General features: G+C 62.6%; 15 protein-coding genes and 1 tRNA gene. 6 read left to right on the top strand and 10 right to left on the bottom strand.

The annotated features are described in order from the left end of the window. Positions 1–36: 36 nt before the first annotated feature. On the bottom strand, positions 37–693 hold the full coding sequence (locus tag JYK05_RS05185) for a 3-oxoacid CoA-transferase subunit B (protein WP_175940088.1): 657 nt from the start codon (positions 691–693) through the stop codon (positions 37–39). Between the two features lie 12 nt (positions 694–705). Then, on the bottom strand, positions 706–1,407 hold the full coding sequence (locus JYK05_RS05180; protein WP_175940087.1) for a 3-oxoacid CoA-transferase subunit A: 702 nt from the start codon (positions 1,405–1,407) through the stop codon (positions 706–708). A 219-nt stretch (positions 1,408–1,626) separates the two neighbouring features. Here JYK05_RS05180 and JYK05_RS05175 point away from each other — a divergent pair, with 219 nt between their 5' ends. The 6 genes from JYK05_RS05175 to JYK05_RS05150 all read left to right on the top strand — a co-directional run bounded on the left by JYK05_RS05175 (position 1,627) and on the right by JYK05_RS05150 (position 5,502). Beyond that, a complete protein-coding gene (locus JYK05_RS05175) occupies positions 1,627–2,445 on the top strand; it encodes an IclR family transcriptional regulator (RefSeq protein WP_206468000.1) in 819 nt (272 codons plus the stop codon). Between the two features lie 21 nt (positions 2,446–2,466). Continuing rightward, positions 2,467–3,390, top strand: a complete 924-nt coding sequence (locus JYK05_RS05170) for a LysR family transcriptional regulator (protein ID WP_206467999.1) — start codon at positions 2,467–2,469, stop codon at positions 3,388–3,390. Positions 3,391–3,432: 42 nt separating this feature from the next. After that, complete coding sequence (locus tag JYK05_RS05165) at positions 3,433–4,323, top strand: LysR family transcriptional regulator (RefSeq protein WP_206467998.1); 891 nt, start codon at positions 3,433–3,435, stop codon at positions 4,321–4,323. 103 nt (positions 4,324–4,426) lie between these two features. Then, on the top strand, positions 4,427–4,816 hold the full coding sequence (locus JYK05_RS05160; RefSeq protein WP_206467997.1) for a hypothetical protein: 390 nt from the start codon (positions 4,427–4,429) through the stop codon (positions 4,814–4,816). Between the two features lie 95 nt (positions 4,817–4,911). Then, a tRNA-Pro gene (locus JYK05_RS05155) sits at positions 4,912–4,988 on the top strand. A gap of 190 nt (positions 4,989–5,178) precedes the next feature. Then, positions 5,179–5,502, top strand: coding sequence for a hypothetical protein (locus JYK05_RS05150; RefSeq protein WP_206467996.1), 324 nt, complete (start codon positions 5,179–5,181; stop codon positions 5,500–5,502). A 6-nt stretch (positions 5,503–5,508) separates the two neighbouring features. On the opposite strand, the gene JYK05_RS05145 is transcribed toward JYK05_RS05150, so the two are convergent. From JYK05_RS05145 to infC, 8 genes are all read right to left on the bottom strand, one after another. After that, on the bottom strand, positions 5,509–6,108 hold the full coding sequence (locus JYK05_RS05145) for a short chain dehydrogenase (RefSeq protein ID WP_206467995.1): 600 nt from the start codon (positions 6,106–6,108) through the stop codon (positions 5,509–5,511). A 127-nt stretch (positions 6,109–6,235) separates the two neighbouring features. Then, positions 6,236–6,619, bottom strand: a complete 384-nt coding sequence (locus JYK05_RS05140; protein ID WP_206467994.1) for a MerR family transcriptional regulator — start codon at positions 6,617–6,619, stop codon at positions 6,236–6,238. An 83-nt stretch (positions 6,620–6,702) separates the two neighbouring features. Then, on the bottom strand, positions 6,703–7,110 hold the full coding sequence (locus JYK05_RS05135; RefSeq protein ID WP_159835930.1) for an integration host factor subunit alpha: 408 nt from the start codon (positions 7,108–7,110) through the stop codon (positions 6,703–6,705). Between the two features lie 47 nt (positions 7,111–7,157). After that, the gene (gene pheT / locus JYK05_RS05130; protein ID WP_206467993.1) at positions 7,158–9,590 is read right to left on the bottom strand and encodes a phenylalanine--tRNA ligase subunit beta; all 2,433 of its coding nucleotides are present in this window, start codon (positions 9,588–9,590) and stop codon (positions 7,158–7,160) included. A 77-nt stretch (positions 9,591–9,667) separates the two neighbouring features. Continuing rightward, the gene (gene pheS, locus JYK05_RS05125; protein WP_175940078.1) at positions 9,668–10,681 is read right to left on the bottom strand and encodes a phenylalanine--tRNA ligase subunit alpha; all 1,014 of its coding nucleotides are present in this window, start codon (positions 10,679–10,681) and stop codon (positions 9,668–9,670) included. Between the two features lie 214 nt (positions 10,682–10,895). Beyond that, complete coding sequence (gene rplT / locus JYK05_RS05120) at positions 10,896–11,255, bottom strand: 50S ribosomal protein L20 (RefSeq protein WP_008350196.1); 360 nt, start codon at positions 11,253–11,255, stop codon at positions 10,896–10,898. A gap of 25 nt (positions 11,256–11,280) precedes the next feature. Then, the gene (gene rpmI / locus JYK05_RS05115; protein WP_004191477.1) at positions 11,281–11,478 is read right to left on the bottom strand and encodes a 50S ribosomal protein L35; all 198 of its coding nucleotides are present in this window, start codon (positions 11,476–11,478) and stop codon (positions 11,281–11,283) included. 241 nt (positions 11,479–11,719) lie between these two features. Further along, entirely contained in the window at positions 11,720–12,247 is a 528-nt protein-coding gene (gene infC, locus JYK05_RS05110; protein ID WP_175940639.1) for a translation initiation factor IF-3, read from the bottom strand. Positions 12,248–12,251 lie beyond the last annotated feature (4 nt).

The following is a 12,251-nucleotide window of genomic DNA, read 5'->3' as shown; positions in this document are numbered from 1 at the left end:
GCTTGCTCCAATTCTGTTTGTCTCTGCCTATGTCTCTCAGGCTGCCTCGGATACCGGCGTGTACTGAAGCGGCACGTTGGCCAGCTTCTGCAATTCCTCGAACGACAGACCGTCGACGATCTCGCGCACCGCGAAGCCATCGGGCGTGACGTCGAACACGGCGAGGTCCGTGTAGACGCGGTCCACGCACTGCACGCCCGTCACCGGATAGGAACACTCTGCCACGAGCTTGCTCTCGCCCTGCTTCGTGAGCAGTTCCATCATCACGTACACCTGCTTTGCGCCGATGGCGAGGTCCATCGCGCCGCCGACAGCCGGAATCGCGTCGGGCGCGCCGGTGTGCCAGTTGGCGAGATCGCCTTTCGCCGACACTTGGAACGCGCCCAGCACGCAGAAGTCGAGATGTCCGCCGCGCATCATCGCGAACGAATCCGCGTGATGGAAGAACGCGCCGCCCGTCAAGAGCGTGACGTGCTGTTTGCCCGCGTTGATGAGTTCGTCGTCTTCTTCGCCTTTCGCGGGCGCCGGGCCCATGCCGAGCAGTCCGTTTTCGCTGTGCAGGAAGATCTCGCGGTCCGCCGCGAGATGGTTGGCGACGAGCGTCGGCACGCCGATGCCCAGATTCACATAAGCGCCTTCGGGAATGTCCGCGGCCACGCGCTTGGCCATTTCGTCACGAGTCAGTTTCTTCATGGCATTGATCCTTTATGCGGCTTCGGCGGCGAGTTCGGCGGCATGCACCGCTTGCGGCACTTCCACGACGCGCTGCACGAATATGCCGGGCGTCACGATGTGTTCCGGGTCGAGTTCGCCGAGCGGCACGACTTTCGACACCTGCACGATGGCCGTCTTTGCGGCGCTCGCCATGATCGGCCCGAAGTTGCGCGCCGTCTTACGATAGACCAGATTGCCCCAGCGGTCGCCCTTGAACGCCTTCACGAGCGCGAAGTCCGCGTGCAGCGGCGATTCGAGCACGTAATGCTTGCCGTCGATTTCGCGCGTTTCCTTGCCTTCCGCGAGTTTCGTGCCGTAGCCGGTGGGCGTGAAAAATCCGCCGATGCCCGCGCCCGCCGCGCGAATGCGCTCCGCGAGATTGCCCTGCGGCACGAGTTCCAGCTCGATCTCGCCGGCGCGGTAGAGGGCGTCGAATACATGCGAATCCGTCTGCCGCGGGAACGAGCAGATGATCTTGCGCACGCGCTTTGCCTTCAGGAGCGCGGCGAGGCCGGTGTCGCCGTTGCCCGCGTTGTTGTTCACGATGGTCAACTCGCGCGCGCCCTGTTCGATGAGCGCGTCGATCAGTTCGGACGGCATGCCCGCCGTGCCGAATCCGCCGATCATGATGGTCGCTCCGTCGTGAACATCCGCCACCGCGGACGCGAGCGATTCGAAAATCTTGTTGATCATTGCCGTTCTTCTCCGGTCCCGTTCGGCGCGCGCAGACACTGCGCGCTGCGTCGAACTTCGGGTTTACCTGCGCGTCGGTGACGCTTGCGTGAGTATGTTCGATATGCGAACATCGATTCGTTTAGCGAACAACCGAATGGTAGGCCCGCGTTCGTTGCAGTGTCAACGAAACCCGCGCAATTCGCGGGTTTGTACGGAGCCAGAGCCGTCGAGAATGTCATGAACAAGCTTCCAACGCCCTCTTTCGATACCGACGTGCAGGACGCGCCCTCGCGTCCCGGCGACGCCTACGTGCAGTCGTTCGCGCGCGGCCTGGCCGTGATTCGTTCGTTCGATGCGAGCCGCCCCGCGCAGACGCTCACCGATGTCGCCGCCGCCACGGGCCTCACGCGCGCCGGCGCGCGGCGCATTCTGCTCACGTTGCAGTCGCTCGGCTACGTGGAAGCCGACGGCCGGCTCTTTCAACTGACGCCGAAGATTCTCGATCTCGGCTTCGCCTATCTCACGTCGATGCCGTTCTGGAATCTGGCCGAGCCCGTCATGGAGGATCTCGTCGAGCAGGTTCACGAGAGCTGTTCGGCGGCCGTGCTGAACGGCGCCGAGATCGTCTATGTGCTGCGCGTGCCGACGCACAAGATCATCACGCAGAATCTGTCCATCGGCAGCCGTCTGCCCGCGTTCTGCACGTCGATGGGCCGCGTGCTGCTCTCGGCGCTCGACGACGCGCGGCTCGACGCGGTGCTCGACGCCAGCAACATTGTCGCGAGAACGCCGCATACGATCACCGACCGCAATGCGTTGAAAGACGCGATCGCGCTCGTGCGCCGTCAGGGCTGGGCGATTGTCGATCAGGAGTTGGAAGAAGGACTGATTTCGATGTCCGCGCCGATCCGCGACCGGCAAGGCCGCGTGATCGCGGCGCTCAATATCAGCGGCAACGCGCAGCGCAAGAACGCGAAGCAGATGGTGAAGGCGTTTCTCGACCCGTTGCAAAGCGCGGCGCAACGCGTGTCTGAACTGGTCGCGCGACGCGGCTGACGGCGGCCCGCGGTCCACATCATGAACGACCTCGACCTGAACCTGATTCCGTTTCTCGTCGCCATCGAGGAGACGCGCAACGTAAGCCGCGCAGCCGAACGGCTCGGCGTGAGTCAGCCGCGTGTCTCGACGGCGCTCGGGCGGCTGCGCGAGTACTTTAACGATCCGCTCTTCGTGCGGACGTCGCGCGGCATGGAACCGACGCCGCGTGCGCTCGCGCTCGTGCCCGCGGCGCGCGAGGCGCTGAGCCGCATCGAGCGCGGCCTGCTCGACACGCAGCATTTCGATCCGTCTTCGAGCACCGACACGTTCGCGATCGCGCTCTCGGATGTCGGCGAGATCGTGTTTCTGCCGCGTCTGTTGCAGGCGTTCGCGAAGGAAGCGCCGCACGCGAATCTGCGCTCGGTGTCGGCATCGCACGTCGAAGTCGAGCGCGGGCTCGCGTCCGGCGACATCGATCTGGCCGTCGGTTATTTCCCCGACCTGCACGGCAACAACTTCTTCCAGCAGCGGCTTTTCTCACATCGCTTCATCTGCCTGATGCGGCGCGATCATCCGTTTGCGAATGCGCCGCTCACGCTGGAACGCTTCGTCGAATGCGGACACGCGGTGGTGCGCGCCGAAGGTCGCAGCCAGGAAATCCTTGAGAATTATCTGGACAAAGAGCGCGTGCGACGCCGTGCCGTGCTGGAGACGCCGCACTTCATGAGCCTGCCGTTCATCCTCTCGCGCACCGATCTGATCGCGACGGTGCCGCATGCGATCGGCTTCGCCTATGTCGCCGAGCACGCGTCGATCACGCTCGCCGAGCCGCCGCTGCCGTTGCCGCGCTTCGACTTGAAGCAGCACTGGCATCGCAAGTATCACAACGATCCGCGCACGACCTGGCTGCGCGGCGTCGTCGCCTCGCTCTTCAACGACGCGCTCGATGAATGGCCGAAGTGATCCGGCTAAGATCGCGCTTTTCCTTTCCCGCGGACTCTGACGATGGATGCGCTCACCAGCCTGCGCGTGTTTCGCGAAGTAGTCGAAGCCGGCAGCTTCGTGAAGGCGGCCGAGCGCCTCGACATGTCGACGGCGATGACGAGCAAGCATGTCGCGAATCTCGAACGTCAGCTCGGCGTGCGGCTGCTGAACCGCACGACACGGCACCTGAGCCTGACCGAAGCCGGCAGCGTGTATTACGAGCAGTCCCGCGAGGCGCTCGACATATTGCAGGCGGCCGAGGCGGCGGTCGGCGCGCAAACCGCCGAGCCGAAGGGCGTGTTGAAGGTGACCGCGCCGGGCTGGTTCGCGAATCGCCGGTTCGCGGATCTGCTCGTCGCGTATCAGGCGCGCTATCCGGGCGTGCTCGTCGACTTGCGGCTGGAGAACCGCTTCGTCGATCTCGTCGAAGAAGGCTACGACATGGCATTGCGCGCGACGTCGGAGCCGTCGCCTTCGCTAATCGTGCGGCCGCTATGCACGATGCCGTTCGTGCTGGCCGGCTCGCGCGCTTATCTCGAACGTCACGGCGAGCCTCGCCATCCCGACGATCTCGCGCGGCATCGCATGGTCTTGCCGACATATACGAACATCGAGTCCGTCAAGCTCTCCGGCCCGGACGGCGCTGTCATCGTCAAAAATCAAGCCGTGTTGAAAACAAACGACACTTCGATGGCGCTGCAACTGGTGAAAGCCGGCATCGGGCTCGCGTATTTCCCGGTGTGGATTGTCGAAGCGGAGTTGGCATCGGGCGCGCTCGTGCGCGTGCTGCCGAGCTACGCGGCCTTTGCGCCAGCCGTCTACGCGGTGTACACGAGCCGCAAGTACATGACGACGAAGGTGCGCACGTTCATCGACTTTCTCTCCGGGGCGCTGGCGGATCGGCCAAACTGATTAGGAATACTCTTATTCTAGCGAAACGGGACTGCGTGTGAAGATCGCGCCCGGCGTCCGGTTGGCGGACTGCCGATCTCTTCAGCGCATGAGGCATCCGCACATGGACTTCCCCTGGATTCCGTTGTTTTTCAATCTGTTACTGCTGGGCGCCGTGCTCTTCGCGTGCCGCACGGCCAATGCGGCGATCGGCAAACCGGTCTGGAACGGCGCGCTGATTTACTGCGTCTTTTGCGTGCTGGCCATGGTGCTCGACTTCACGCTGACGATGGTGTTCGCGTCCGCTGGCTTCCATGCACATACGCGATATGAGGCCGTCGGGTCGCGCACGGCGTGGAGCGCGCGCGTGCTCGGCTATCTCGTTCCGTGCGCGATGTCGCTGGTGCTGGCGCTGCGGTTCCGGCAGCGGCAACGGAGCGCCCAGCCGCGCGTCGTGGAAGCGAAGATGCCGGACATGGTGGACGCCGAAGCCACTTCCGCTGCGGCGTCGTAACGCATGAGCGGCAGAAGTGGATTCTTCGACGTTTGCCGTAAAAATCGCCGAAGCAGTTCTACTATCCGTTTCGCTCTGATATACTTTCGCTCTTTCGGGGCGTAGCGCAGCCTGGTAGCGTACCTGCATGGGGTGCAGGTGGTCGGAGGTTCAAATCCTCTCGCCCCGACCAAAATTCAAAAGGCTCTCCGGCTTCTGGCCGGAGAGCCTTTTGTCTAATGCGGCAACGGTTTCCTCTCTTCGCCGCGACGAAGCTCCGCGTCGAGCGCGTGTCTCAAAACCGCTGCGGCGCGCAAGAATTCACTTGCGCAACAGCCACTTAAGCTCTAATGTTCGACTGACACATAAGGAGCGGCACCGCAATGCCTCTGTCCGCTTGCGCGCCTGTCGATCACAGGCGCGCCCAGCCCGATTACATCCCATCCTCGTTGCGCAGTGAGATCGCCAGAAGGTTCGATGCGCGAAGTGCTGCGCGCGTCGCGCGCTTCGGCCGCATCTATCCCGGCGGAAGCCGCTATGTCTGTGTCAGCGCGCCCGACACAATACGCGGCGGCTTCTACGCGCTCTATTTCTTTCACCACGGCGCGAACGACTGGCGCATTTACCCACCCCGCGGTATCGGGCCCAGCATCGTCTATTGGTCGGTCGCGGGATCGGAGAAAAGCGTCAAAGCCGCACCGGGCTGACGCTGTTCATCCCTTGGCGACGAGCAGCACTTCTCCGGTCATCGCTTCGTCGATCGTGCGCTTGTATGCCCGCGCCACATCGGCGGCCGGGATGCCGCTCGACGGATCCTTGCCCATCGACTGAAGCGTTTCCGCGACCCATCCCGGACTCACCACGTTGACGCGCATTTTCCCCTGCAACTCCAGCGCCGCCGCACGCGCGAATCCTTCGACGCCCGCGTTGACGATGCTGACCGCCGCGCTGCCGATCATCGGCTGTTGAGCGAGCGTGCCGCTCGTCAGCGTGATGCAGCCGCCCTCGTTCACATGGCCGATCGCGCAGCGCACGAGGTTGACCTGTCCCATCAGCTTGTTGGCGAGACTGAACGCGAAGTCGTCGTCGGAAAGCGCGTCGAGCGGCGCGAACTTCGCCGTTCCGCCGACGCATAGCACCGCGCTCACATTGCCGACCTTCGAGTACATGGCCGCGATGCTCGCCTTGTCGGACAAATCCACGGCCACATCCGAGCCTTTGCGGCTGGCCGTTATCACATCGTGCTCGGGCGCAAGAACGCGCGCGATCTCCGTGCCCAGCAATCCCGTCGCGCCCACGATCAACACTCGCATAAAGCCTCCCTGAAGAGAACGAGAAAGACACGCGGGTATCGTACAGCCGGCGCTCCATGCACGCTCGATGCAAACGAAAAAGCCGCGATACGCGATCGCGGCTTTCTCGTATTCATGCAACCGGCGCTTACCCGCCGAGCAAATCGATCACCTGCATGATCTCCTTGCGAAGCTGATCCACGTCGACGGCGGGCTGCTGCGCCTCTCCCGCGCCGGACGTCTCGGCGGACATGGCATCGTCGCCATTGGCGCGCCCTTGCGCATCGAGCCGATTACGCGCGCCGTTGATCGTGAAGCCCTGCTCGTAAAGCAGTTCGCGAATTCGCCGGATCAGCAGTACTTCGTGATGCTGATAGTACCGGCGGTTGCCGCGCCGCTTGACCGGCCTCAACTGCGTGAACTCCTGTTCCCAATAGCGCAGCACGTGCGGCTTGACACCGCACAACTCGCTGACTTCGCCAATCGTGAAATAACGCTTGGCCGGGATCGGAGGCAAGACGACTTTTTCCATCGTCGATCAACCATCGTGGTGAGTGATGTCGATGAAGCGCGGCGGTCGGACAGCGGGATGCGCCCTTCGGCGCGAGATACGCGTCAGCGAGTCAGACTCGTCTCCGCTCCCGTTTCGACCAGCGCCTTCAACTTCTGGCTAGCATGAAACGTGACGACCCGCCGCGCCGCGATGGGAATGGCTTCGCCAGTCTTCGGATTGCGTCCCGGACGCTGCGGCTTGTCGCGCAACTGGAAGTTGCCGAAGCCCGACAGCTTGACGCTGTCGCCGCTTTCGAGCGCGTCGCGGATGACCTCGAAAAACGCTTCGACCATGTCCTTCGCTTCGCGCTTGTTCAAACCGACGTGGTCGAACAGCATTTCCGCCAGTTCGGCTTTGGTGAGCGTCGGCGTGTCATTCGACAACGCGCCCGAAGTGGTGTTGTCTCGGGTCATGGCGCTACGCTGCGCCGAAAGAAGGGCTTCGAAATCACTCGAGTTCATTTGGTTCATATCGGTAAAACGGCAAATGCGATTGAGACGGAGGGGCCAACTGCAGGCTATCCGCGCAACCGCGCGCCGTGTACTCGAGCCAGGCGATCCACCAGCGTGTTGATGGCCGTGTCGACCGTTTCGTCCTGAAGCGTGCCGCCAGTATCTTGCAACGTTACACGGAAGGCAAGACTTTTCTCATGCGCTCCCAAACCGCCGGAAGTGTTTGATTTTGGACGGAATTCGTCGAAAAGCACAACCCGCGTGACGTACTTGCAGGCGGGCTCCGAACGGGCGTTTTCGAGCTCGTCGAGCAGCGCCTGCACGGGCACGTTCTGATCCACGACGACGGCGATATCGCGGCGCACCGGCGGAAATTTCGATACTTCGGACGGCGTCGGCAGCGCGCGTTCCATGAGCGCCTCCGCATCGATTTCGAAGAGAATCGGCGCGTGCGGCAGGTCGTACTTCTGCATCCAGCGCGGATGCAGTTCGCCAATCCAGCCGACCGCGCGCCCAGCCACGTCGATGCGCGCGCTGCGTCCCGGATGCAGCGCCGGATGCTCGGCCTTGACGAAGCGCGGCACGACCGGCGCGAACAGCGCCTCGACATCGCCCTTCACGTCGAAGAAGTCGACCTGGCGCGACGCCACGCCCCACTGCTCTTCCAGCGCGGGACCATACGCGAGACCGCCGATGCGCTTCGGCTGCGCGAAGCCTTCGACGGTGAGTTCGCCCGCCTTCACCGATGCATCGCGCAGAAACACGCGCCCTGCTTCGAACACGCGGATGCGGTCTGCGCGGCGGTTCAGGTTGTAGCGCAGCACGTCGATCAGACTGCCGAAGAGCGTCGTGCGCATGACCGAGAGCTGGCTCGCGATCGGATTGATGAGCTTGACGGGATTCTCGTTGCCGGCGAAGTCCTTCTCCCACTCGGCATCCACGAAGCTGAAGTTGACCGTCTCCGAATAGTCCCGTGCGGCAACGGCATGACGCAGCACGTGAATGGAGCGGACCATCTCGTTCGTGCGGCGCATCTCGCTCGCGGCCACGGGCGGGCGCGCCGGAATCTTTTCGAAGCCGTAGATGCGCGCGACTTCCTCGATCAGATCCTCTTCGATCTCGATATCGAAGCGATACGGCGGCGGCGTGACCTTGAAGGTGTCGCCGTCGCGCTCGAACGCGAGGTTCAGGCGCGTGAAAATCTGCGCGATCTCTTCCGCGCCGATCTCGACGCCGATGATGCGATGCGCGCGCTCGACGCGCATCGTCACCGGCCGAAGCTCGGGTACGTTGAGGATCTGGTCGTCGACCGGGCCGGCTTCGCCGCCGCAGATATCGAGGATCAGTTGCGAGATGCGCTCGATGTGCTCGACCGTCGTCGAATAATCGACGCCGCGCTCGAAGCGATGCGCCGCGTCCGTCGAGAAGTTGTACTTGCGCGCGCGGCCACGGATGGCGTCGGGCCACCAGAACGCGGCTTCCAGATAGATGTTCGTGGTATCGAGCGACACGGCCGTGCTGTCGCCGCCCATGATGCCCGCGAGACTTTCCACCTGACGATCGTCCGCGATCACGCCGACGCTTTCGTCCAGCTCGACGGTGTTGCCATTCAAGAGCTTTAGCGATTCGCCCTTCTTGCCCCAGCGCACTTCGATGCCGCCGTGAATCTTGTCGAGATCGAACACGTGCGTCGGGCGGCCGAGTTCGAGCATCACATAATTCGAGATATCGACGAGCGCGGAAATGCTGCGCTGGCCCGCGCGTTCGAGACGCTCGACCATCCATTGCGGCGTCTTCGCGCGTGCATTCACGCCGCGGATCACGCGGCCGGAGAAGCGTCCGCACAAGTCCGGCGCGAGCACCTTGACCGGCAGCTTTTCGTCGAGCGTCGTCTTGACGGGCGGCATGTCGAGTGTCTTCAGCGTCGCGCCGGTGATGGCAGCCGTTTCGCGCGCGACGCCGAACACCGAGAGGCAATCCGCCTTGTTCGGCGTGAGCTTGATTTCGAAGACGGTGTCGTCGAGGTTCAACACTTCGCGGATGTCCTGGCCGACCTTCGCATCCGCCGGAAGAATCAGCAAACCGCTGTGGTCTTCCGACAGCTTCAGTTCGCGTGCCGAGCACAGCATGCCCTGGCTGTCGATGCCGCGCAGCTTCGTCGGCTTGATGGCGAACGGCTCGCCGCCCGCTTCGACCGGCGGCAACACCGCGCCGATCAATGCCACCGGCACTTTGATGCCCGGCGACACGTTCGGCGCGCCGCAGACGATGTTCAACTGCTCGCCCGTGCCGGCGTCGACCTGGCAGACGTTGAGCTTGTCGGCGTTCGGATGCTTCGCCACTTCCAGCACTTGCCCGACGACGATCTTCGCGGTCGGCGGCGCGACCAGGCGCAGGTCTTCGACTTCGAGACCGGCCATCGTCAGCGCGTGAGCGAGCTCGTCGGTCGAGAGCTTGGGATCGACGAAGCTACGGAGCCATGATTCGGGGAATTGCATGTGTGTCTACGTTCGAATGAGGTGGTGTCTCTCGCCCGATGCTTTTGCGCAAACCGGGCGTCGCGGGCTGTGCGGCTTCAGGCGAACTGGCGCAGGAAACGCAGATCGTTCTCGAAGAAGAGGCGCAAGTCCTGCACGCCGTAACGCAGCATGGTCAGACGCTCGAGGCCGCTGCCGAACGCGAAGCCGATATACCGCTCCGGGTCCAGGCCCATGTTGCGGATGACGGTCGGATGCACCTGGCCCGAGCCGGAGATCTCCAGCCATTTACCCGCGTTCTTGCCGTGTTCGAACATCATGTCGATCTCGGCCGACGGCTCCGTGAACGGGAAATACGACGGGCGGAAGCGCACGAGAATGTCGTCGCGCTCGAAGAACTTCTTGAGAAAATCGGTGTAGACGCCCTTCAGGTCCGCGAAGCTGATGTTTTCCTCGATCCACAGGCCTTCGACCTGATTGAACATCGGCGAGTGCGTGGCGTCGCTGTCCACGCGATACGTGCGGCCCGGCACGATCACCTTGATCGGCGGCTTGTTCATGCGCGCGTAGCGCACCTGCATCGGGCTCGTGTGGGTGCGAAGCAGCAGCGGGCGTCCTTCGGCGTCCTTGCCATCGACGTAGAACGTGTCCTGCATCGAGCGCGCCGGATGGTTCTCCGGGCTGTTCAGCGCCGTGAAGTTATACCAGTCGGTTTCGATTTCGGGACCATCGGCCACGTCGAAACCGATCGAGCCGAAAATCTGCTCGACGCGTTCCCACGTGCGCATCACCGGATGCAGCGTGCCCGCGCCCGCGCCGCGCCCGGGGAGCGTGACGTCGATCGCTTCGGCGGCGAGACGCTGATTCAGCAGCGCATCGGCCAGCGCCTGGCGGCGCGCGTTGAGCGCGGCCTCGACCTGCTGCTTGGCGAGATTGATGCGCGCGCCTTCCGTTTTCTTCGCTTCGGGATCGAGCTTGCCCAAGCCCTTCAGCAGTTCGGTCAGCGCGCCGGACTTGCCGAGAAAGCGGGCCTTCTCGTTTTCGAGCGTCGTGGCATCGGTGGCGTGTTCAAAGGCGCTTTTCGCGTCGGCGACAATCTGGTCCAGATCCATTGATCCCATCTTTTCAACGTCGAAAGTTCAATCTGATTTACGGTTTTGCGCGTGACCTGGCTGCAACAAAGCCAACGAAGCCCACAGGCCAAGTCATGCGCAAAACCGTCCGGCCAACAAAAACGGGGCTCGGTGAGAGCCCCGTTTTCTGCCTTCGCGCAACCGTCTACGACACGGCGACGCTCAGGCAAACCACGCAGTACTAATTTCGCAATTAGGCTGCGACGGCGGCTTTCACCTGCTTGACGATCGCAGCAAAAGCAGCCTTGTCGAACACAGCCATGTCAGCCAGCACCTTGCGGTCGAGTTCGATCGAAGCCTTCTTCAGGCCGTTGATGAACACGCTGTAGGTCATGTCGTGCTGACGCACCGCCGCGTTGATACGCGTGATCCACAGTGCGCGGAACACACGCTTCTTGTTGCGGCGATCGCGGTAGGCGTACTGCCCAGCGCGCATGACCGCTTGCTTGGCGATGCGATAGACGTTATTGCGACGGCCGCGGTAACCCTTGGCCAGACGAATGATCTTCTTGTGACGGGCCCGTGCGGTAACCCCACGTTTTACTCGAGGCATGTTGCTCTCCTTAAGTTAGATGAGGTTAGGCGAACGGCAGCATTGCGCGGACGGAGTTCAGATCGGAATCATGAACGGCCGTGGCGCCACGCAGATGGCGTTTGTTCTTGGTGGTTTTCTTGGTAAGAATGTGGCGCTTGAAGGCCTGACCGCGCTTGACGGTACCGCCCGGACGCACCACGAAGCGCTTTGCAGCACTCTTCTTGGTCTTCATCTTCGGCATGAAACTACTCCAGTTTATTAGATGGTCATGGGTGTGCGGCTGATCTTCACGTACCGGCCAAGATCCCTTCCCGCCCTTCGAAACCCACGCGCCACTTGTATGCGGACGATCTCGTAAGTAGACCGCCGCTTTTCATGAACCGCGCCACTGAACCGGCGCGCTTCTGAAACCGCTGGCGATGCCGCGCTGTCCACCCTATCTAAAGACCTGGCGGCGCGCGATCCATCGCTGACTACTGTGCTTACTTCGCCTTCTTCTTCGGCGCCAGCACCATGATCATCTGGCGGCCTTCCATCTTCGGCATCTGCTCGACCTGGCCGACTTCGTCCAGATCCGCCTTCAGGCGTTCGAGCATGCGCATGCCGATTTCCTGGTGCGCCATTTCGCGCCCACGGAAACGCAACGTGATTTTCGTCTTGTCGCCGTCTTCGAGGAAGCGCGTGAGGTTGCGCAGCTTGACGTTGTAGTCACCGTCATCCGTGCCGGGGCGGAATTTGACTTCCTTCACCTGCACGATTTTCTGCTTCAGCTTTGCCTCGTGCTGCTTCTTCGCTTCCGAGTACTTGAACTTGCCGTAATCCATCAAACGGCAGACAGGCGGCGAAGCCTGCGGCGCGATTTCGACGAGATCCACGTCGAGCTGTTCCGATTGACGGAACGCCTCGGCCAGTTTCACGATTCCGAGCGGCTCGTTGTCCACTCCGACCAAGCGCACTTCCGGCGCGGTAATTTCACCGTTGATGCGATGTGACGACTTATCAGTAGCGATGTTA

It is taken from the genome of Caballeronia sp. M1242 (genome assembly GCF_017220215.1).
In the GTDB taxonomy this organism is placed as follows: Bacteria; Pseudomonadota; Gammaproteobacteria; order Burkholderiales; family Burkholderiaceae; genus Caballeronia.
The sequence above is the reverse complement of the archived record's forward strand: the minus strand, read 5'-3'. Positions and strand labels throughout refer to the sequence as shown.